The organism is Thauera sp. AutoDN2, from assembly GCF_051280715.1.
Taxonomy (GTDB): Bacteria; Pseudomonadota; Gammaproteobacteria; order Burkholderiales; family Rhodocyclaceae; genus Thauera.
The window spans coordinates 40,630-62,120 of sequence record NZ_JBNCAR010000005.1 but is presented as its reverse complement, the minus strand read 5'-3'; the positions used below and the strand labels follow the sequence as shown (position 1 = coordinate 62,120).

Annotated in this window: 21 protein-coding genes and 1 pseudogene; 17 read left to right on the top strand and 5 right to left on the bottom strand. The window is 64.3% G+C overall.

Going from position 1 to position 21,491, the window contains the following annotated elements; translation table 11 throughout:
* Window positions 1-19: 19 nt before the first annotated feature.
* Entirely contained in the window at window positions 20-1,351 is a 1,332-nt protein-coding gene (locus ACPT9U_RS04795; protein WP_435750077.1) for a D-amino acid dehydrogenase, read from the bottom strand.
* Window positions 1,352-1,485: 134 nt separating this feature from the next.
* On the opposite strand from ACPT9U_RS04795, the gene ACPT9U_RS04790 reads away from it, so the two are divergent.
* Window positions 1,486-1,953 carry a winged helix-turn-helix transcriptional regulator gene (locus ACPT9U_RS04790; RefSeq protein ID WP_418364011.1) on the top strand — a complete coding sequence of 156 codons (468 nt, stop codon included), beginning with the start codon at window positions 1,486-1,488 and terminating at the stop codon, window positions 1,951-1,953.
* 257 nt (window positions 1,954-2,210) lie between these two features.
* Here ACPT9U_RS04790 and ACPT9U_RS04785 read toward each other — a convergent pair whose 3' ends face one another.
* From ACPT9U_RS04785 to ACPT9U_RS04770, 4 genes are all read right to left on the bottom strand, one after another.
* Complete coding sequence (locus ACPT9U_RS04785) at window positions 2,211-3,107, bottom strand: LysR family transcriptional regulator (RefSeq protein ID WP_435750121.1); 897 nt, start codon at window positions 3,105-3,107, stop codon at window positions 2,211-2,213.
* 303 nt (window positions 3,108-3,410) lie between these two features.
* Entirely contained in the window at window positions 3,411-4,157 is a 747-nt protein-coding gene (gene phbB, locus ACPT9U_RS04780; RefSeq protein ID WP_435750076.1) for an acetoacetyl-CoA reductase, read from the bottom strand.
* A gap of 10 nt (window positions 4,158-4,167) precedes the next feature.
* Window positions 4,168-4,611, bottom strand: coding sequence for a phasin family protein (locus ACPT9U_RS04775; protein WP_435750075.1), 444 nt, complete (start codon window positions 4,609-4,611; stop codon window positions 4,168-4,170).
* A 108-nt stretch (window positions 4,612-4,719) separates the two neighbouring features.
* Window positions 4,720-6,480 carry a PHA/PHB synthase family protein gene (locus ACPT9U_RS04770; protein ID WP_435750074.1) on the bottom strand — a complete coding sequence of 587 codons (1,761 nt, stop codon included), beginning with the start codon at window positions 6,478-6,480 and terminating at the stop codon, window positions 4,720-4,722.
* 336 nt (window positions 6,481-6,816) lie between these two features.
* Between ACPT9U_RS04770 and ACPT9U_RS04765 the strand changes: the two genes are divergently transcribed.
* From ACPT9U_RS04765 to ACPT9U_RS04690, 16 genes and pseudogenes are all read left to right on the top strand, one after another.
* Entirely contained in the window at window positions 6,817-7,425 is a 609-nt protein-coding gene (locus ACPT9U_RS04765; protein ID WP_435750073.1) for a TetR/AcrR family transcriptional regulator, read from the top strand.
* 187 nt (window positions 7,426-7,612) lie between these two features.
* Window positions 7,613-8,038, top strand: coding sequence for a hypothetical protein (locus ACPT9U_RS04760; protein ID WP_435750072.1), 426 nt, complete (start codon window positions 7,613-7,615; stop codon window positions 8,036-8,038).
* Between the two features lie 27 nt (window positions 8,039-8,065).
* On the top strand, window positions 8,066-9,100 hold the full coding sequence (hlyD, locus tag ACPT9U_RS04755; protein ID WP_435750071.1) for a secretion protein HlyD: 1,035 nt from the start codon (window positions 8,066-8,068) through the stop codon (window positions 9,098-9,100).
* A gap of 1 nt (window position 9,101) precedes the next feature.
* Entirely contained in the window at window positions 9,102-10,874 is a 1,773-nt protein-coding gene (locus ACPT9U_RS04750) for an ATP-binding cassette domain-containing protein (RefSeq protein ID WP_435750070.1), read from the top strand.
* Window positions 10,871-12,040: an ABC transporter permease gene (locus tag ACPT9U_RS04745; RefSeq protein WP_435750069.1), complete on the top strand. Its 1,170-nt coding sequence runs from the start codon at window positions 10,871-10,873 to the stop codon at window positions 12,038-12,040. Before ACPT9U_RS04750 ends, ACPT9U_RS04745 begins: the two co-directional genes overlap by 4 nt.
* Before the next feature lie 4 nt (window positions 12,041-12,044).
* Window positions 12,045-13,163, top strand: a complete 1,119-nt coding sequence (locus tag ACPT9U_RS04740) for an ABC transporter permease (RefSeq protein WP_435750068.1) — start codon at window positions 12,045-12,047, stop codon at window positions 13,161-13,163.
* Complete coding sequence (locus ACPT9U_RS04735; RefSeq protein WP_435750067.1) at window positions 13,160-14,698, top strand: efflux transporter outer membrane subunit; 1,539 nt, start codon at window positions 13,160-13,162, stop codon at window positions 14,696-14,698. The genes ACPT9U_RS04740 and ACPT9U_RS04735 overlap by 4 nt, the downstream gene beginning before the upstream one ends.
* A 20-nt stretch (window positions 14,699-14,718) precedes the next feature.
* A complete protein-coding gene (locus ACPT9U_RS04730; protein ID WP_435750066.1) occupies window positions 14,719-14,928 on the top strand; it encodes a YgaP family membrane protein in 210 nt (69 codons plus the stop codon).
* A gap of 188 nt (window positions 14,929-15,116) precedes the next feature.
* Window positions 15,117-15,457: pseudogene (locus ACPT9U_RS04725) on the top strand (ATP-binding cassette domain-containing protein); the annotation flags it as partial.
* 25 nt (window positions 15,458-15,482) lie between these two features.
* Window positions 15,483-16,073 carry a TetR family transcriptional regulator C-terminal domain-containing protein gene (locus ACPT9U_RS04720; protein WP_435750065.1) on the top strand — a complete coding sequence of 197 codons (591 nt, stop codon included), beginning with the start codon at window positions 15,483-15,485 and terminating at the stop codon, window positions 16,071-16,073.
* A gap of 34 nt (window positions 16,074-16,107) precedes the next feature.
* Window positions 16,108-16,539: a hypothetical protein gene (locus tag ACPT9U_RS04715; RefSeq protein ID WP_435750064.1), complete on the top strand. Its 432-nt coding sequence runs from the start codon at window positions 16,108-16,110 to the stop codon at window positions 16,537-16,539.
* Complete coding sequence (locus ACPT9U_RS04710) at window positions 16,536-17,396, top strand: hypothetical protein (RefSeq protein WP_435750063.1); 861 nt, start codon at window positions 16,536-16,538, stop codon at window positions 17,394-17,396. Before ACPT9U_RS04715 ends, ACPT9U_RS04710 begins: the two co-directional genes overlap by 4 nt.
* A gap of 66 nt (window positions 17,397-17,462) precedes the next feature.
* Window positions 17,463-17,957, top strand: coding sequence for a type 1 glutamine amidotransferase (locus ACPT9U_RS04705; RefSeq protein WP_435750062.1), 495 nt, complete (start codon window positions 17,463-17,465; stop codon window positions 17,955-17,957).
* Window positions 17,954-19,390 carry an MBL fold metallo-hydrolase RNA specificity domain-containing protein gene (locus tag ACPT9U_RS04700; RefSeq protein WP_435750060.1) on the top strand — a complete coding sequence of 479 codons (1,437 nt, stop codon included), beginning with the start codon at window positions 17,954-17,956 and terminating at the stop codon, window positions 19,388-19,390. The genes ACPT9U_RS04705 and ACPT9U_RS04700 overlap by 4 nt, the downstream gene beginning before the upstream one ends.
* Entirely contained in the window at window positions 19,377-20,249 is an 873-nt protein-coding gene (locus tag ACPT9U_RS04695) for a TIGR00730 family Rossman fold protein (protein WP_435750059.1), read from the top strand. The genes ACPT9U_RS04700 and ACPT9U_RS04695 overlap by 14 nt, the downstream gene beginning before the upstream one ends.
* A gap of 77 nt (window positions 20,250-20,326) precedes the next feature.
* Entirely contained in the window at window positions 20,327-21,445 is a 1,119-nt protein-coding gene (locus tag ACPT9U_RS04690; protein ID WP_435750058.1) for a lipid A deacylase LpxR family protein, read from the top strand.
* The last annotated feature ends 46 nt before the right edge of the window (window positions 21,446-21,491 follow it).

Sequence of the window (21,491 nt, the reverse complement as noted above, 5' to 3'; positions counted from 1 at the left end):
GGGCGGGGGGCGCCCGGGATCAGGCGGTGCCTAGCATGCGGCCGCCTTCCGTCCGGGGTTGCCGCCCGGCGTTCCCGCCGTGGTAACGGGTGAGGCCCAGGTCCTCGTGACGGATTGCGGGCTGGCGGCCGGTGACCAGATCGGCCACGAGCTGGCCGGCGCCGCAGGCCATGGTCCAGCCCAGAGTACCGTGCCCAGTGTTCAGGAACAGCTCCGGGAAGGGCGTGGCGCCGATGATTGGTGTCGAGTCGGGCGTCATCGGACGCAGGCCGGTCCAGAACTCGGCCTTGTCCACCGCGCCGCTGCCCGGGAAGAGGTCGCTTACCACCAATTCCAGGGTCTCGCGGCGGCGCGGGTTCAGGCGCAGATCGAAGCCGCCCAGCTCAGCCATGCCGCCGACGCGGATACGGTCGTCAAAGCGGGTCACGGCCACCTTGTAGGTTTCGTCGAGCACGGTCGATACCGGCGCCCGGGCTGCGTCGATGAGCGGAATGGTCAGCGAATAACCCTTCACCGGGTACACCGGGAGATCCAGTCCGAGGCTGGCAGCCATTGGGCGCGAATAGCTGCCGAAGGCGAGCACGTAGCGGTCAGCGGTAAGCAGCTCGTTTTCCGCCTGAGCGTCATTGCCGGCGATGCGTACGCCCGCAATGTGGCCACCACGCTGCACCAACTCGCGCACCTCCACGCCAAAACGGAACTGCACCCCCGCCTGCTCTGCCATCTGTGAGAGCCGCTCGGTAAATAGGCGGCAGTCGCCGGTTTCGTCGTTGGGCAGACGCAGGCCACCTGCGAGCCTGCTGGGACGCTGCGCCAGCGCCGGCTCCGCCCGCGCCACATCATCGCCGGTGAGCAGTTCATAGGGTACGCCGCACTCATCGAGCACGGCGATGTCGCGTGCCGCCGCGTCCAGCTGCGCCTGGGTGCGGAAGACTTGCAAGGTGCCGCGGCTGCGCTCTTCGTAGTGCAGGCCGGTCGTTTCGCGCAGCGTGCGCAGGCAGTCGCGGCTGTATTCCGAGACGCGCATCATGCGTTCCTTGTTCACCGCGTAGCGTGCGCCTGAGCAGTTGGCCAGCATCTTCGCCATCCAGCGCAACTGGAAGAGGCTGCCATCGGCGCGGATGGCGAGTGGGGCGTGGCGCTGAAACAGCCACTTGAGCGCCTTGAGCGGGATGCCGGGTGCGGCCCAGGGCGTGGAGTAGCCGGGTGATACCTGACCGGCATTGGCGAAGCTGGTCTCGAGGGCTGCACCAGGTTGGCGGTCGATCACGGTGACCTGTGCACCTTGCTGCGCGAGATACCATGCTGTCGTGGTGCCGACGACGCCGCTGCCGAGTACGATGACGTGCATTTCAGGTCTCCTGCCGGATATAGGTTGAATATCGGCAGTGTAGGAATGCTTGTGCAGAGAAAGTCACCTATTATTGGCGGTTAAATAGCGATAACGCCTGAATCAGGTGGTGCCTTGGTAGGGATGGGAGTGAAATGCGCGAACTCGACCGTATCGACCTGAAAATCCTCGATCTTCTGCAAAAGGACGGGCGCCTTTCGATGACCGAGTTGGCGCAGCGCGTCGGCCTGTCGGCGACCCCGTGCACCGAACGCGTGCGGCGCATGGAGCGCGAGGGTGTGATCACGGGCTATCACGCGCGCGTGGATCCACACGCGCTCGGCCGGGCGTTGCTGGTGTTCGTCGAGCTCAAGCTGTCGGCCAAGTCCAATGATGCCTTCGACCGGGTGAAGAAGGAGCTCGCCTTCGTGCCGGAGGTGATGGAATGCCATCTCGTGTCGGGCGACTTCGACTACCTGATCAAGGCGCGTATCGCCGAGATGAGCGACTACCGCCGCCTGCTCGGCAACATCCTGCTCAAGCTGCCCTCGGCGACCGAGTCGCGCAGCTACGTGGTGATGGAGGAGGTGAAGGAGTCGCTCTACCTGCCGCCCGAGCTGTGAGCGAGGGCGGGCGTGCAAAAGCAAAAAGGCCAGTCCGGTGCGGGACTGGCCTTGTGCAGGAATGGGGCTGGAGCGGGTGAAGGGAACAGCACCCACAACCCAACTGGTTGATCAACAAAGAATTTCTTGGGGTCAGCTTCCCAAGAAGGCCTCTATTCTGGACTCAAAAATCCAAGTCGGTCAACGTGACGGACCAGTTAAGTCCACCCAGAGCCGGAGACGGCTGCCAATAGCCAACGTACCCGGACCGATGCGGGTCAAGGAGCGTGCACATCGCCTTGCGGCCGGAACAACCTCCGAGCACGCTGCAAGAACCGCTTCATCGGTTCCGAGGGCTCGCTCTGGCGGCGCAGCAGGTAGGTCGTCAGCGTGGGCGTGATGCCCGCCAGCGGGCGTGTCGCAATGTCGGGCCGCTGCCAAGTCTGCACCTGTGCGCCGATGGCAAAGCCGATGCCATAACCGGCTCCCACCAGCGTGAGCATCACGCCAAGGCTCGTCACGTGGTCGGCTACCTTGGGCGTGATGGCCGCGCCGTCGAGCAGTGCCTGAATCTGGTCATGGCAGCCCGACGCCGCATCCGGGTGACACAGCACCAGCGGAAACTTCAAGGCGTCCTCCAACTTGACCTGTGCATGCGCGAGCAACGGATGGCGTGTCGGCACGATCACCGATAGCGGATCGCTCCAGGCAGGCTCGGCGATCAGCCCTCCGTTGATCGCATCGGACAGCGCGAAGCCGACATCCAGCAGGTCATCGTGCAGGCCCTTGAGCTGCCGCGAAAACGGCAGCTCGAAGACCCGAATCCCCAATTCAGGCTCTTCCTCGCGACTGCGCGCCAGTAGCGAGGCGATGCGTGGCTGGGCAAGGCTGTCGCAGATGGCGATGCGCAAATAGCTCTGGTAGCCCTGCGCTGCAGCCTTGGTAGCTTGAACTGCTTGGTCCACGGTGGCCAAGACGCGCCGAGCTTCGCCCAGCAGCACCTGGCCGGTCCAAGTCAGCCGCGTCTGCCGGGCACTGCGGTCGAACAATGACACGCCCAGCAGGCGTTCGAGGTCGCGCATTGCCCGCGAAACCGGAGATTGCTCGATGCCGAGACGCTCGGCCGCGCGAGCGAGATGCAGCTCTTCCGCGACTGCAACGAAATAGCGTAGCAATCTAAGCTCCAAGGCGGCCTCCTATCGGCCCTTTCCAGCAGGTCTTGGTACGAGCCAGCCACCAAGCGATGGGGGTGTCGACCAGTGTCAGGATCAGGGTAACGACGCCTGCTAGACGTGCGGTCAATCGGAGAGCTTGCAGATCACTATCCGTCACCGCGAAAGCACCCTCATGTCAATGCGCATGCTTCGTGACCGAGCACCCGGGTGTGCCAAGGATGCTCTTCGGTGAATTGCAGCGAGCGGGGAAGACACTGCCCAAGCGAATGGTCCAGACTTTCATGCCGCAGGCCCCTCGACTACTCAATACATATGCTGGCCGCCGTTCATCGCCACGTTGCTGCCGGTCATAAAGGCGGCGGCTTCGCTGGCGATGAAGGCGACAAGTGCCGCAATCTCGTCCGGCTGGCCCAGACGGCCAACCGGAATCGCATCGATGATCTTCTGGCGCATGTCCTCCCGCACCGCCATCACCATCTCGGTGGCCAGATAACCCGGCGACACGGTGTTGACCGTCACACCCTTGCGCGCGACCTCCTGCGCCAGCGCCTTCGTGAACCCGTGCACGCCGGCTTTGGCCGCCGAATAATTGGTCTGCCCGAACTGGCCCTTGCTGCCGTTGATCGACGAGATGTTGACGATGCGACCCCAGCCGCGCTCGACCATCGGATCGACGAACGGCTTGGTGACGTTGAACATGGAGTCCAGGTTGGTGCGCAGTACGGCATCCCACCCGGCCTTGTCGAGCTTGCGCAGCGTTGCGTCGCGGGTGATGCCGGCGTTGTTCACCAGGATATCGATCCGATGACCGTCGGCGTGGATGCGCCGCGCCAGTTCCTGCGTTGATTCGTAGTCGGATACATCCACCCCGTAGGCAGCAAATGTGTAGCCCTGTGTCGCTTGCGCTTGCTGCCACTGGCCAATCGTGATGTTGCCGGGGGTATGCGTGACGATCACGCGGTGGCCGACGTCGTGCAGGGTACGGGCGATTGCAGCGCCCAACCCCCGGTTGCCTCCCGTCACCAGCGCCGTCCGTTGCGTCGTATACATTGCCGTCCCCTCATTTCTTGGTCTTGCCTTGGGGTACGGCGCTTGGGGCGGTCCAGGGCTGCGCCCAGCGCTGGCAAAGCTGCGTGAAAGAGGCTGCGTCGCCACTGGCGCCGAATGCCTCGGAGACAGACTCCTGCCAAGTCGTGAGCGCCTGGCGCAGTCCATTGGCAAAGGCCGTCTGGCTCTTGGCTGCTACTTGCCCGACCGCTTGGGCATCGCCCATGCGGCCTTGACACAGACGCCAGAACACCTCGGACGGCAAGGTCGCGAGCGCCTGCCAGTCGGCCGCCTGTTGGAGGCCCTGGATGCGCGAGGTCGTCTCCAGCACGCCGCCAGCGCTGAGCTGTTGCATGGCTTCGAGCCAGTGATGGCTGCTCTCCTGCAGCAAGCGCGTGATCTGCAGTTGCAGCTCGGCATTGGCTTTGTAGAGATGGATTGGCAGTTCGTTGCTCATTGCAGTGCCCTTCGGTCATGGTGGGCCCCCTTCGGGGCGGGTGTGGGCCATCCCTAGTGATGTCCCTGTTGAAATGGCCTGGCCTTGTCTCGGCTTCGGCGAGTCGTATCAGCGCATTGCCACATAGGTTCCCGGTGCATCACCAAGCGGTCCCTGCGTGCCGCCCATGGCAGGCGGCGATATCCGCTCGGTCGAATGTCGTGCCAGCCACTGCTGCCAGGCTGGCCACCAGGAGCCCTCGTTCAGCGGGGTTTCGGTACGCCACGTTTGCGGATCGACGTAGCGAGCGCCGACGCTGCGGGTCGCAATCTGATAGCTGCGCCGGGGGTGCCCCGGCTCGCTGACCACGCCGGCGTTGTGCCCACCGCTGGTCAGTACGAAGGTCAGCTCCGCATCACTGAGCAGGTGCATCTTGTACACGGATGGCCAGGGGGCGACGTGGTCGCGCACCGTGCCGACGATGAGCATCGGCACTTCGATGTCGGCGATCGCCACCGGCCGTCCGCCGACCTGGTAGCGTCCCTCGGCCAGATCGTTGTTCAGATACAAACGCCGCAGGTACTCGCTGTGCATGCGATACGGCATGCGCGTCACGTCGGCATTCCAGGCCATCAGGTCATTGAACTCCTGCCGTTCGCCCAGCAGGTACTCGCGCACGCGGCGCGACCAGATCAGGTCGCGCGAGTTGAGCATCTGGAAAGAGGCGGCCATCTGCTTGCCGTCGAGATAGCCCTTGTCCCACATCCCGGCTTCCAGCCAGGCGAGTTGGCTGTCGTCGATGAAAAGCGCGATTTCGCCCGACTCGCGGAAGTCGGTCTCCGACGCCAGCAGCGTCAAACTGTGCAGCCGTTCGTCGCCATCGCGCGCCATCGCGGCTGCGGCGATCGTCAGCAAGGTACCGCCCAGGCAATAGCCAACCGCCTGCACCTTGCGCTCGGGCACGATGGCCGTGACCGCGTCCAGTGCATCCATGACCCCCAGCCACCGGTAATCCTCCAGGCCGAGGTCGCGATCGGCCGCGGTCGGGTTCTTCCATGAAAGGATGAACACCGTATGCCCCTGGTCGACCAGGTACTTCACCATCGAGTTGTGCGGTGACAGGTCGAGGATGTAGTACTTCATGATCCAGGAGGGCACGATCAGCACCGGCTCGGCATACACATCGGGGGTCGTGGGTGTGTACTGGATCAGCTCGATCAGGTGGTTGCGAAACACCACCTTTCCTGGCGTGACCGCCACGTCCTGGCCGACTTTGAAGCCTTCGACACCGGCCGGTTCATCGTCAAGCGCAAAGCGCTGTGCATCGTCGAGGAAGTTCATCGCGCCGCGCCACAGGTTGGCGCCGCCGCTGGTTCTGATGGCTTCCAGCACTTCCGGGTTGGTCCAGATGAAATTCGATGGCGACCACATGTCCAGCCACTGCCGCCCGGCGAAAGTGACCATGTTCTCGTGATGGCGCGACACGCCGCGCACGCCGGTGGTGGCGTTGTGCCACCACTGCTGCTGCAGCAAAAAGCCCTGGTGGATCACGTTGAACGGCCATTGCTGCCAGGCCGGCGCCTCGAAGCGCCGATCCTGCTCCAACGGCTCGATGCACGTGGGGCAGCCGCGGGCACTTGCAACGTGCGCGACGTAACGCGCCAAGCGTCGCTGCTTGTGCAACCCCTTTTCGATCAGGCTGCGCTGCTTGCCCGGTGAAAGGCTCAGGTGCAGCGCCCAGTCGTACCAAGCCAGCAAACCCGCCGCCGGTGACAACCCGCCAGTGCCGCGTGCCCGGCACGCGTTCGCAAGCGTATCCAGGACATCGGGGCGACAGACGACTTCGGACGGTGCCGGCGCGGGCTTGTCAGGTATGGCAAGGGTGTCCACCTTTGATCTTCCCATGTTGTAAGTAACCTATTACTATCATAATGCCTACGGGAAAAGATGCAAGGCCTTGCAGAACGCCTGGGGGAATTTCCGCCTTCGCTCGAACGAAATCGCTTCTTTTGTTCTGACTGGGGTGGCCGACCTGCCGACCGATTACTCATGAGCCGCATAAGAAGTTCGTTCGCTTCCTGGGTCTCGTCAGCTCACTTGGCCACGACCCATGGATGGGGCGGGAACCATCCTTTCCCGTGCAATGAACCGTATTCCCGATCTTGCGACGCGGACGTTTTGCATGTTAGGCTAGTAATAGGTCACTTACTTTAAGGAGTCTGATCGGTGAGCGAACGTCCTCAACATCTGTCCGCTGAAGAGCGGCGTGCTGCCACAGTGCAAGCGGTGGTGGACTTGGCCGCGGAGCAAAACCCGGCCGAGATCACGACCACGGCCATCGCTGATCGAATGGGTTTGACGCAGGGCGCGCTGTTTCGCCACTTCCCCACCAAGGACGCGATCCTGGAGGCAACGATGACCTGGGTCGGTGAGCGTCTGCTGGTGCGCGTGGACAAGGCGGCCGAAGGCGCCGCGTCGCCTGCCGCGGCGCTCGAAGCCATGTTCATGACGCACATCGACTTCGTGGCAAAGCATCCCGGCGTGCCTCGCATGCTGTTCGGAGAACTGCAGCGCTCTGGCGAGACGCTCGCCAAGCGGATGGTGCAGACCTTGCTCCGTCAATACGAACAGCGCCTGCGTCGCCTGATGGAAGCCGGCAAGGCGCAGGGCGACCTGGATGCGGAACTGGACGTAGATGCCGCCGCCGTGTTGTTCATCGGCACGATCCAGGGACTGGTCATGCAGTCGCTGTTGGCCGGCAAGGTCAGTCGCATCCGTCGTGACGCGCCAGCCGTGTTTGCCATCTATCTCCGTGGCATCACGCACACCCGATGAAACGCCGTCCATCCTGCCGCCACGCAGTTGCTCGGTCAGCCGAGAGGCACACCACGGTCATGCGATCGCGTCGCGCCTCCAGCGCGAATCCGCGTCATTCAACACTCAGCCCGACCGCCCGGCGGAATGCACACGCGCGCCGCGACGACGGCGAAGGCCTGGGAGTTTCCCCGATCAAGCAAAGGCCATGAAGATGACCACTCATCCACAACGCAGCATCTGGCACTGGCTGATCTCCCTGCTCGCGATCGGCTTCGGCCTGCTCACTATTCGGGAGGGTGGCGCCGTTCTGTTTGTCGACGGCGCAGCGCGCCAAGCCGCCGGCCACTATGTGCCTTTCGTGCTCTGGTTCAATTTTCTGGCCGGGTTCGCCTACATCGTCGCCGGCGTCGGCTTGTGGATGCGCCGGAGCTGGGCCGCGTGGTTGGCGATTGTCATCACGGTGGGGACCGCACTCGTGTTCCTGGCTTTCGGAGTGCATGTGGCTCTGGGTGGCGCCTGGGAGCGGCGCACGGTGGTCGCCATGACGCTGCGCACGTTGGTGTGGGCTGGCATAGCGGCCATAGCCTGGCGCCGGTCAGCGGCGAATGCGCCGGTCGCACGCGAGCACTGAGCACCTTTATCCAGCGGAAACCCATCGATGACAACTCCAAACCTCTTCAGAAAAACCCGTTGGGTCGTGATCGCCGTCGTCGTGCTCGCTCTTGGCGGCGCACTGGCGTTCTGGCTGTCGCGCGACCATGGACAACAAGATGCATTGCGCCTCTACGGCAACGTCGACATCCGCGAGGTGCAACTGGCCTTCCGTCAGCCCGGGCGCGTGATGCAAATGGCTTTCGATGAGGGCGATACCGTCAGCGCCGGCGAGCGCCTGGCGGCGCTCGATGCGCAACCCTATCGGGAAGCCCTTGCAGCAGCGCAGGCCCAGGTGCAGGTGGCGCAGGCGGAACTGACCAAGCTGCGCCGCGGCCTGCGACCGCAGGAAATCACCCAGACGCGCGAGGCCCTCAGGCAGGCCCAGGCGCTCGCCACCGAAACCGAGCGCAATTTCAAGCGCCAGAGTGGCCTGCTGGCATCGGGCGCCAGCAGCCAGCGCACGGTCGATGCCGCCCGCACGGCGCGAGACCAGGCAGCCGCTGGCGTCGAAGCAGCGAAGGCGGCCCTGTCGCAAGCATCCGAAGGCTTTCGCAAGGAAGACATCGCCGCGGCAGAAGCTCGCCTTGCTGCCGCACAGGCTGCCGCAGCGCAAGCCACGACAGCCTTGGCGGACACCGAATTGGTGGCGCCCAGTAGTGGCACCGTCATCGCACGGGTGCGTGAGCCCGGCAGCATGGTTGCAAGCCAGAGCGCGGTCTACAGCCTGAGCCTGGATAAGCCGGTTTACGTGCGCGCCTACGTGGGCGAGTCGGACTTGGGGCGCATCGCGCCCGGTACTGTGGTACGCGTCAAAAGCGATTCATCAGAGAAGGTCTATCGCGGCCAGATCGGCTTCATCTCGCCGCGCGCCGAGTTCACCCCCAAGACGGTGGAGACGACGGACTTGCGCACGGATCTGGTGTACCGCCTGCGCATCGTCATCGACGAAGCCGACAGCGATAGTGCCTTGCGCCAGGGCATGCCGGTGACGATCGAGGTCGATGCGAAAGCCGGCACCAGTATCCCGGGGGAGCGTTGAGATGCAGGCAAGCCCTGCCATCGCCGCCGTGCCTGCTGGTGCGGGCGAAGACGCTGCCGTCGTCATCGAAGGCGTGGACAAGCATTTCGGCGACGTAAAGGCGCTGAGGGGCTTGAGCGCGCGCATCCACTATGGGCGGCTGACCGGTCTGGTCGGCCCCGATGGCGCTGGCAAGACCACGCTGATGCGGATTCTGACCGGCCTCCTGGTGCCGAACGCCGGCCACGTCACCTTGGCAGGCTATGACGTGGTCAAGGACAACGACGCCATTCATGTCGCCAGCGGCTACATGCCGCAACGCTTTGGCCTGTACGAAGACCTGTCGGTGATGGAGAACATGCGCCTGTATGCGCAGTTGCGCGGCATGGATGCGGACCGCAACGCCGATCTGTTTGCCGAGCTGCTGGACTTCACGCGGCTCGGACCCTTCACCAAACGCCTGGCCGGAAAGCTCTCCGGCGGCATGAAGCAGAAGCTGGGCCTTGCCTGTGCGCTCATGGCGCGGCCCAAGGTGCTGCTGCTGGACGAGCCCGGCGTGGGCGTCGACCCGGTCAGCCGCCAGGACTTGTGGCGCATGGTGCAGGCGCTGACCGACGAGGGCATGGCTGTGGTCTGGTCCACCGCCTATCTCGACGAAGCCGAGCGCTGTGAGAGCGTGCTGCTGCTGAACCAAGGGCAGCTCCTGTTCGATGGCCCGCCGCAGAAGCTGACCGCGCAGCTCGAAGGCCGCAGTTTCCGTCTGGAAGACGTCGGTGCCGAGCGCCGAGCGGTCCTGACCCAAGCACTCGACCTGCCCAGCGTGAGCGATGGCGTGATCCAGGGCGCCGGCGTGCGCGTGGTGTTGCGCGAGGGCGCTCAAGCGGAGCAGCTCCAGGCCCTGTCCGATCAGGCGCAGGTGGGGCTGGCGCAGGTGCCTGCGCGCTTCGAAGACGCCTTCATCGATCTGCTCGGTGGCGGCCCTGGCGGCACTTCGATGTTGGCCGAGCGTCTGCCGCCGGTTGAGCTGGGTTCCGACGTTGCCGTGTCGTGCCGAAACCTCACCAAGCGCTTCGGCGAGTTCACCGCCACCGACAACGTCAGCTTCGAGGTGCAAAAGGGCGAAATCTTCGGCCTGCTCGGCCCCAACGGCGCCGGCAAGTCCACCACCTTCAAGATGTTGTGCGGCCTGTTGAAACCCACTGCTGGCGAAGCACATGTGGTGGGCCATGACCTGCGCCGCGCCACCGGCGCAGCCAAGAGCCGGCTCGGCTACATGGCGCAGAAGTTTTCGCTCTATGGATTGCTGTCGGTGCAGCAGAACCTGGAATTCTCGGCCGGCGTCTACGGACTGGAAGGCAACACCCGGCGTGAGCGCATCGCCGAGATGATCGAAACCTTCGATCTGGGCGACTGGCTGTCCGCCACGCCCGATTCCCTGCCACTGGGACACAAGCAGCGCCTGGCATTAGCCTGCTCGCTCATGCACAGGCCCCCGGTGCTGTTTCTGGATGAACCCACTTCAGGGGTGGATCCCATCACCCGGCGCGAATTCTGGACCCACATCAACGGCCTGGCCCGCAGGGGCGTGACCATCATGGTCACCACCCACTTCATGGACGAGGCCGAATACTGCGACCGCGTGGCCATGCTGTCGCGTGCGCAACTGATTGCGCTGGATACGCCCGATGCGCTCAAACGCTCGGCGATCAGCCCCGAACGACCCGACCCGACGATGGAGGACGCCTTCATTCACCTGGTGGAGTCGGCGGACCGCGAGCTGGAGGCCGCCATATGAACGGCACCACAAAGCACAAAGACGGGAAAGGACCACAGCAGACCGACCTGCGCCATTTTGATCTGCGGCGCTTGATCGCCCTGGTCACCAAGGAAAGCTACCAAGCGCTGCGCGACCCCTCGACGCTGCTGATCGCGTTCGTGCTGCCGGTGGTGTTGCTGCTGCTGTTCGCCTATGCGGTGTCGCTGGATGCGAAGGATGTCCGTGTCGGCGTGGTGCTGGAGTCGCCCGGTGCTGCAGCGCAGGAGCTTGCGGCGGCCTTTGCCGGCACAAAGTTCCTGGATGCCCACTTCGCCCATGACCGGCGCGAAGTGGCCGACCAGCTGGTCTCCGGCGACCTGCGCGGCTACGTGGTGATTCCGCAGGATTTCGAGCAGCGTCTGGCCCAGCGTGGCAGCGAGCCGCTGGTGCAGATCGTCACCGATGGCTCCTACCCCAATACCGCCAACTACGTCGAGAACTACGCCCGCGGCGTGGTCCAGTCCTGGCGCGCCGGGCTCGATGTCGCGGCGCCCGCGCAGGCCGTCATGCTGGAACCGCGCTACTGGTTCAACCCCGAGCTGGAAAGTCGCCGCGCACTGATTCCCGGCGCCATCGCTATCGTCATGACCATCATCGGCACCATGCTGACTGCGTTGGTGGTGGCGCGCGAATGGGAGCGCGGCACCATGGAGGCGGTGCTGTCCACGCCCGCCTCGGTAGCCGAAATCCTGATTGGCAAGCTGCTGCCGTACTTCGTGCTCGGCATGCTGTCCACGCTGGGCGCGGCAGCGCTGGCGGTGTTCGTGTTCGGCGTCCCGATGCGTGGCTCCTTGCTGTCCCTGTTGCTCTTGTCGGCGGTGTTCATGGTGCCGGCACTGGGCCAGGGCCTACTGATTTCTTCCTTGGCACGCAACCAGTTCCTGGCCGCACAGATCGCGCTGTTCACGGGCTTTCTACCGGCTTTCATGCTGTCGGGCTTTCTGTATGAGATCGACGCGATGCCCGCGCCAATCCAGGCCATCACCCGAGTGGTTCCGGCGCGCTATTTCGTCGATTCGCTCAAGACCGTGTTCCTGGCCGGCGACATCTGGGCCGTGTTCCTGCCCAACCTGGCGGCCATGGCGGCGATCGGGGTGCTGTTCTTCGTGATCGCCAAGCGCGCCACGCGCAAGAACCTGGAGTGAGGCGATGTTGACTTCCGCGTTCTCGTTCACCCGCCTGCGCGCCCAGTTCATCAAGGAAGTGCTCAGCGTCCTGCGCGACCCTCGCAGCCGCATGGTGGTGTTCGTGCCGCCGATCCTGCAGTTGCTGGTGTTCGCCTTTGCCGCGACGCTGGAAGTGCGCAACGTCGATATCGCCGTCTACGACCAGGATGCGGGGCGCTGGTCGCACGAGTTGGTACAGCGTCTGGACAGCGCCCGCTTCATCACCCACGTCCGGCATGTCGACAGCCAGCAGCAGCTGCACGAGCTGATCGACCGTGGCGAGGTGATTGCCGCGCTTGCCATCCCGGTGGATTTTTCGCGCTCCATCGCCGCCGGCGAAAGTGGCCGCGCGCAGGTACTGGTCGATGGACGGCGCAGCAACTCCGGGCAGATCACCGTGGCCTATCTGTCCACCATCGCCGCCGAGGTCGGTGCCGAGGTCGTGCCCGACGCCCAGACACCGACGCCCGTGGTCGTGCGCCACTGGTTCAACCCGAATCTGGTCTACCGCTGGTTCATCGTGCCCGGCCTGACGGGCATCCTGGCGCTGTTCAGCGCGCTGCTCATCACCTCGCTGTCGATTGCACGCGAACGTGAACTCGGCACCTTCGACCAGTTGCTGGTGTCGCCCACCTCGACGCCCGAGATCATCATATCCAAGTCACTGCCGGCGCTCGCAATTGGCACCGCGCTCGGCCTGTTCATGATCAGCGCGGGTGTATTCCTGTTCGGCATCCCGTTTACGGGCTCGTTTGCACTCCTGCTCGCCAGTCTGGTGCTGTTCATCCTGTCGGTGGTCGGCATCGGCCTGATGATTTCCGCGGTCAGCATGACGCAGCAGCAGGCCATCCTGGGCGCGTTCGCCATCGGCGTGCCGGCGGTTCTGATGTCAGGCTTTGCGACGCCTGTGGAAAACATGCCCGTCGTCCTGCAATGGCTGGCTCAGGCCATTCCGCTGACCCACTTCCTCATCATCGTCGAAGGCAGCTTTCTCAAGGCCATGCCGTCCGGTGACATTCTCGCCAGCCTGTGGCCGCTGGCGGTCATCGCCCTCGCCACGCTGACGATGGCCACCGTATTCGTCCGAGGACGCCTGCAATGAAATCCAAAACCCGCACTCCCTTTCTTCACGCAACCGTCACCGGCCTGACCCCTGGACGCTTGCGTCCGCTCGCGTTGGCCCTGTCCTGCGTGCTGCTGACTTCCTGCGCAAGCGTGGGCCCCGACTACCGCGAGCCGCCGCCGGTCGACGTCGGCAGCGGCTGGAGCTTGCCGTTGGCAAGCGAATCCCAGTCCGCAGACTTGAGCCAATGGTGGTCTGCACTGGACGATCCAGTCCTCGATCGTCTGATGGCCACGGCGCTGGCACAGAACCTGGATCTGCGCCAGGCTGCCGCACGCATCGATGAGGCACGCGCCCTGCGCGATCGTGTGGCCGGCGACCGGCTTCCGACCGTCGGCACTGGAGCCAGCGTCAACCGGCGCCGTCAAAGCGAGAACGGCCCCTTGCCCGTAGGCTCCATCCCCGGTCTTGAAGCCACGCAGACCATCTACGACGCGGGCTTCGACGCGGCCTGGGAGGCCGACTTGTTCGGGGCCAAGCGGCGTGCCCTGGAAGGGGCCAGCGCCCGCCTGCAGGCGACCGAAGCCGAGGCACAGGGCGTACGCATGCGTATCGTGGCCGAGGTCGCGCGCACCTGGTTCACCGCCGTCGGCGCCCGCTACGAGTTGCACGCACAACAGGCCACACTGGATACGCTGCAGCAGACCTTGGAACTGGTGCTCCTGCGGCATGCGATGGGCGACGCGTCGGCCGCCGACGTGGAGGCGGCGTACGCCCAATGGACAGCAGTCAACGCGCTCATCCCGGATATCCAGGCGCGTCAGCGCGCCGCGGTACTCAGCCTGGGCGTACTGCTGGGCGCACCGCCGGAGCGGGAGCTCGCACTCCTTGATGGCCCCTTGACGCCGAGCACGCTGCGGGCACTGCCGGTGGGCGAGCGCGCAGATATGCTGCGCCGACGTCCTGACGTACTGGCTGCGGAACGTCGCCTGGCAGCGAGTTCTGCCGACATTGGCGTGGCCACGGCCGAACTGTTCCCCAAACTCTCCATCGGTGTCGGCGGCGGGTTCCAAGCGCTCAGTACGGGCGATTGGTTCGATGCATCCAGCTCGCGTTTTTCCATCCTGCCGCTGATTTCCTGGCGCCTGTTCGACGGTGGCCGTGTGCGAGCCGAAATTCGGGCGCGCGAGGCGGCCGAGCGGCAGGCCGCGCTGGCCTATGAGCAGGCGGTGCTGACGGCGCTGGGCGACGCCGAGCGCGCGCTGGGCGACTACCACGGCGGGCTGGACACACTGGAGCGCCGCGGCATGGCACTGGATGCCGCGCGCACAAGCTACGGCCACGCCAAGACGCGCTACGCGGCCGGCGACATTGCGCTGGTCGAACTGCTGGCAGCCCAGCGCAGCCTGCACGAGGCCGAAACCGCAGCCGCGCGGGCACATACCAACGCTGCCGTGCAACTGGTGGCGCTGTACAAGGCCCTTGGTGGCGGCTGGGACGTATCCACGGCGGCATCGACCGCAACCCATCCGCTCAGTGGCGCTGCCGCCCCCGTCGCGTTTTCAAGCCGCTGACGCAACATAAGGAGACCGTCATGCAAATCAACGTTGGAAGTCTCGATCGCATTGTGCGCATCGTCATCGGACTGGTTCTCCTCAGCCTCCCATTGTGGCTGGACTCATCCTGGCGTTGGCTGGGACTCATTGGAATCATGCCACTCCTCACCGGCCTGGCAGGCCGCTGTCCAGGCTACCGCCTGTTCGGCCTGAGCACCTGCCCGGTGCAAAAGAAGAAGCTGGAGTGAAGCTCTCATGAAGCTGAGTTTTCTGGGTGCGGCACGCGAAGTCACGGGCTCGTGTTTTCTGGTGGAAAGTGCCAACGCCCGCCTCCTGGTGGAATGCGGCATGGTGCAAGGCGGGCGAGAGGCACCGACGCGTAACCGCAAGCCATTCGAGTTCGATCCGGCATCCGTCGCGAATGGGGAGTCGGGAGTCGCGCGCGAAGGCGCTGGAACTGCTTACGGCGCTCGATGTGCAACACCGGGCTCGCGCCATGCCCTCGCACTCTCCGGTGGCGAGCAGCAACGGGTCGCCATCGCATGCGGATTGGTCAATCGCCCGCCGGTGATCCTGGCCGATGAGCGCACCGCGCCTCTCGACAGCGAGCGCGCCATGGCTGTGATCCGCATCCTCAATGACATGGCCCGGAAGTTCGAGACCGCCATCATCGTCGTCACCTATGACGAAAAGATCATCCCCACATTCAAGCGCATCTACCACATCCGCGACGGCGTGACCCATGGAGAGGCCGGTGAAGGGCGGGGGTTTGAATGACCTTGCAGATTAAGGACGAGGCACCATGACGGACGACAGCATGAATCGTTTCGAGCAGGAGCATCTCAAGCGGTGGTGGGAAACCACGCGCCACTACCTGTTCGCGGATATGAAAAGTCTGCTTGGAACCGCCGCCGCGGCCGAGGATCGATGGTCGCCTCCGCAGACGGACAGCCGCGGTGGCCGGAAAAGGTTTATTGCCAGAGTGAGAGGCCGGCTCTTGCGCTCAGTCAAACGCGGGGGGAAAGGCGACCCCCTGTGGGAACTGGAGAGCGCATTCCAACAGCAGATCACGTTCATCGCCAAGCACCCTGACGTCCCCTGGCGCCTGTTGTCATGGTTAACAAAAGAGGGCGATCCCAGTCTTCAGCGGCGCGTACGGATGCTCATCGATTACTACGTCGCCCGCTTGGCCCAAATCATCGCTCGCGCCAAGCAGCAGGGCCTAGTCAGAGCCGACATCAAACCACATGCCGTGGCAATTTCCCTTGTTGGCGTCATTCAAGGACTGGTGCTCAGAACCCACGCCGCGCCACATCCGAGGGAGTGGTTCTTGCGGGAGTCCGCCGAGGCTTTCGCCCTTTATCGGGCTGCACTGGCTGTTCCTTCGAAATGAAAGCAGGCGGGAAATTCCCGGGAAGGGGGAAAACATGAGGGTACCCATGCAGAGAAAAGGATTCCGTATCTGGGCAATTTCCCTGGTCGCTGTCGGCTTCGGCCTGCTGACCATCAAGGAGGGCGGCGCGATCCTGTTCGGTGGCGAAGCGGCGCAAGCCTCTGCCGGGAACTACGTGCCGTTCGTGCTCTGGTTCAACTTTCTGGCCGGCTTCGCCTACGTCATCGCTGGCGCTGGATTGTGGCTGCGGCATCGCTGGGCGGTGTGGCTGGCCGTCGTTATCGCCGCAGCGACTGCGTTTGCCCTTGCGGCATTCGGCGCGCACGTCTATGCCGACGGGGCCTATGAAATGCGCACGGTCATCGCGATGAGCTTCCGCACGCTGATGTGGGTGGCGATCGCAGCCATTTCCTGGCGCGGCCTGTCGCGCGGGAAACCCGCCATAACGGCGAGAGATATGAAATGAATCTGAAGAAGCGTCTCGCCACCGCGCCGTGGCTCGGTTTGGCATTGGCTGCCAGCGCCATGGCCGCGCCGCCTTCCCCGGCGCAAGGCCATGTCGGCGATAGCGTTACGAGCCTCGTCACGGGGGTGGTACAGGAGGATGGGGACGTATCCGCATCTCAGGCGATCCGTGACGCGCAATCGCAATGCGAGTCGGCTGGTGCGGCTCACTGGGCGCTGTATCAGCGTCTTATAGATCGGAGTGCGCTTGCATCGCCGCCCAGGCCGGATTACTCCGGCGACTGGCTCCTGAACACCAAGGCCAGCGACGACCCGCGGGAAAAGGCCAAGGAGGCCGCTCAGGCGTCAAGACAGGCCAGAAGCGGAGGGCGTGGGATGGGCGGCGGCTCCGGAGGAATGGGCCGGGGTGGTGGACGCCAGGGCCGCGGGGGTGGCATGGGTGGAAGTGGTGGCCTGTCCTCCGGGGAACTGTCCGCGCTGCTGGCCCCTGCGCAAGAGCTTCATGTCATCCATCAGGATCCGATGCTGCTGATCGCCGACGAGAGCGATCGACGTCAGCGCCTCTTCACCGATTTTCGCGGCGCCAGCGTTTCCGCCAGCGGCGGGCTGCAGCAGCGGGTAGCCGTCGCGGGCTGGGAAGGCACCGTGTTGGTGGTCGAGACGACGACACTCGGAAAGAAATTCGTCCAGAGCTACCAGATCGATGGCGGGACTGGACAACTCGTCATCTCCTCCGTGGCGCAGGTTTCGGAAGGGCAGTCGGTTTCATACCGCCTCGTATATGACCGGCTCAAACCCGATCTAAGTGAGAAACAGGCGCGCCGGAACATCAGCGCTGGACAAGGAGGAACGCGATGAACATACATTACCTGCAGCACGTGCCGCTCGAAGGGCTCGGAAGCATCGAGGAGTGGATTCGGCGCGGTGGGCACGCGGTTCGGCATCTGCCTCGGGGCGCAGTTGGTCGCCGATGTGCTTGGCGCAAGGGTCTACGCCAACGCCGACAGGGAGATCGGCTGGTTTCCGGTCGAAAAGACGGAGGCCGCCTCTGGCGACGGTCTGTTGGAAGCCTTCCCACGGCAAATCGATGTGTTCCACTGGCATGGCGACACCTACGACATTCCGACCGGCGCGGTGCATGCCGCTCGCAGCGCCGGCTGCGCGAACCAGGCCTTCGTTTACGACGGGCTGGTGGTCGGCTTGCAGTTTCACCTGGAAACAACCCTGGGCACCGCACAACAGCTAATCGCTCACGGCGCCAACGAACTCGTCCAAGGCCGCTACATCCAGACGCCGCAGCAAATGCTTGCGGACGCAAGCCGGTTCAACTCCATCAATCGTGTCATGCATGACCTGCTCGACAGGCTGGCGACAGACAGCCCGGAACGGATCGCACCAGCAGGTGGGGAGACTAGATGAACATCACCTTTCTCGGCGCGGCGCGCGAGGTAACTGGCTCGTGCTACCTGGTGGAGACCGCAGACGCGCGCTTCCTGGTGGACTGCGGCATGGTGCAGGGCGGGCGCGAGGCACCGGCGCGCAACCGCAAGCCGTTCGCATTCGACCCGGAATCCATCGATTTCGTGTTGCTCACTCATGCGCACATCGACCACAGCGGCCTGCTGCCCAAGCTCACCCGTGCGGGCTTCCAGGGGCCGATCTATACCACCGCCGCGACCGCCGATCTGCTCCAGGTGATGCTGCCCGACAGCGCACATATCCAGGAGGGCGATGCTGAGCGGGCCAAGCGTTACGCTAGGTCGGAACCTGGTAGGAGCGCGGAGCTGACCCCTCTGTACACGCTGGAGGATGCGCGGGACTGTCTGCGTCAAGTGCGGTCGACCGCCTATGACCAGGAATTTACACCTCATACCGGAGCGCGCTGCCGCTTCCGCGACGCAGGCCACATCCTCGGATCGGCCATCATCGAAGTTTGGCTCAGTGAAGACGGCAAGACGACCAAGCTCGTCTTCAGCGGCGATCTTGGCCAGCCGGGGCGTCCTATCCTGCGCGATCCGACGCCCATTGAGGACGCGGACATTCTGATCATGGAGTCCACCTACGGTGATCGCGCGCACAAGGACATGGCATCGAGCGAGAGCGAACTGATCGAGATCGTCGACCGCACTTTGCACGAACGGGGAGGCAACGTGATCGTGCCCGCGTTCGCGGTCGGTCGCACCCAGGAGGTCTTGTATCACCTGCACCGCCTCACCCGCGAAGGCCGGTTGCGCAATCTGAAGGTTTTCGTCGATTCGCCCATGGCTACCGAAGCCACGCGCATCACCCGCCGGCATCTGGAACTGTTCGACGATGCGGCGAAACACCTCGCGGGCTGGCACGCCCTGGGCAGGGACCTGCCCTATCTGCATTTCACTGCGAGCGCCGACGAGTCCAGGGCTCTGAACCAGATCCGCTCGGGCGCCATCATCATTTCCGCGAGCGGCATGTGCGACGCCGGGCGCATCAAGCACCATCTCCGCCACAACCTGCCGCGGCGCGAATGCGGCGTGCTGATCACGGGATTCCAGGCGCAAGGCACCCTCGGTAGGCGTCTGGTTGATGGCGCGACACGGGTGCGCATCTTTGGCGAAGACACCCCCGTGCGCGCGGCGATCCACACCGTGGGCGGACTGTCGGCACATGCTGACCAGCCCGCATTGCTGGGATGGTCAGCCAACTTCCGCAAGCCGCCAGCCCGGACTTTCGTGGTGCATGGCGAGGCCAGCGCCGCGCTCGCATTCGCCGAGCGGCTGCGCGCCGAACGTGGCTGGGACGTAGCAGTGCCGGAGCCCGGTACGCGCGTGCGATGGGTCGGCCGGGCTGGAGGTGGTGGACATGACCGATGCTGACCAACGCAAGGCGCTTCGCGAGGCGATCATGAACGGGCCGGCGTATCGGCTGGTACACGAGGACGTCGAATTTCTCGCCCACGACGACTTGCGTCCGCTGCGTCTGCAACTGGAACTGCTCAAGCCCGAACATGAACTGCGCGCGCAAGGGATCGGCTCAACCGTCGTCGTCTTCGGTAGCGCGCGTGTCGTTTCCCACGAGGAGGCGCAAGCAGAGCTTGCCGATTTCGAGGCGCGCATGGCGGCCGGTCAGTCCGACCCGCTGCAGGCACGCGATCTTGCTACGGCCAGGCGCCAGCTGGCCCATGCGCGCTACTACGAAGAGGCGCGGCGCTTTACGCACTTGGTCTCGTCCCGTTTCCAGCAGGAAGAACGGCGCGATTTCGTGGTTGTGACTGGGGGCGGCCCCGGCATCATGGAAGCGGCCAACCGCGGCGCCTTCGAGGCCGGTGCGCGCTCCATCGGACTCAATGTCACCCTGCCGCATGAACAGGAGCCCAATCCCTTCATCAGCCCCGAGCTTGCATTCCGGTTCCGCTATTTCGCCCTGCGCAAAATGCACTTCCTGCTGCGTGCGCGGGCGTTGGTCGCCTTCCCGGGCGGATACGGCACGCTCGACGAACTGTTCGAGGTGTTAACTCTGGTGCAGACGGGCAAGATGGCTCGCATTCCCATCGTGCTGGTTGGCAGAGAATTCTGGCGCCGCGCAGTCGACTTCGACTATCTCGTGGAGGAGGGCTTCATCAGCGCGCAGGACGTGCGGCTGTCCACGTGCGTGGATGCCGCAGAAGAAATCGTGGAGGTCCTGGAAGCCTTCTATGGCGGCAAACCGCCGGCCCCCGAGGGGGCGCAGGGGTGAGAAGGTCCGCGCCCCGTTCGCCCTCCGCGAACTCGTTTGTCCGGCATGGCCTGGGACGAACCGCACTGGTGTTGGCGATGAGTGTTCTCTTTCCCTCGCCGGCCCTGGCGCAAGCCGCTAATAAAGGCGCTGCTGGCGCCGGAGATTGCGCAGCGGAACAAACACTCAAATTCCGCGGCGGCACGGCAAGGCTGGAAAACGACCTGTTTACCGGCACCGACCAAAACTACACGAATGGCGTGGCGTTCACCCTGATTTCGCACGACATCCCGGGCAGGTTGCGGCCCGAGTGCTTCCCGGCGCCGATCCGACTGCACGCGCAACTCATCCAATTCATGAACCCCGGATTCTGGGCCGATGCGGATAATTCCGCAGATACGCAGAACGTGGTGGTCAGATTCGGCCAGTCCATGTACACGCCGGAGGATTACACCAGAACAGACTTGATCCCCAACGATCGGCCCTACGCGGGATTGCTCTACATGGGATTGGCGTGGAACCGGCGAAAACACGAACCCGAGTCGAGTCGTGAAATGCTTGACACGCGCGAGATCACTCTCGGCGTGATCGGCCCCTGGTCGCTGGCCGAACAGTCTCAGGACCTTGTGCACCGGGTACGCGGCATTGAGCGCTTTCGCGGCTGGGACAACCAGTTGCGCAACGAGCCGGCGTTTCAGATGGCCATGGAGCGCAAGTTCAAGGCGTACACGGAGGGTGCTGTTCGGCCTGGATGGGGCAGCGACGTGATCGGCGGCTATGCATTGCGGGTTGGAAACATCGAAACCGCCGCCAGTACCGGCGTGGAGTTTCGCGCAGGCTGGAACATACCGAACGACTTCGGCAGCTACCCGATCCGCCCTGGCGCGGAGAACCGCCCGCCCTCTGGTGTTGCCAATCTGCGCACGACAACGCCGCAATCGGTCCTGGCACCCAAACCTGGGGCACATGTCTTCCTGAACCTGGAGGGTAAAGCCGTCGTCTGGGACTTCTCGCTTGACGGAAACATGTTCCGGCATAGCCATCATGTCAGCCGGCGGTCTTGGGTCGCGCAAGCAGCTCTCGGCATCAGCAGCCAATGGATCGTTGCTGGACGTGGCGTGCGGCTCGCCGTGATGCGCGTTTGGAGAACCCGCGAGTTCGACCAGCAGGCGGGCCATCACGCATTCGGATCGATCGCGCTGAGCCTCGAATTTTGAAGACAGCTGCAACCATTCGTCAGACCCAAAGCATTCGTCACAACAT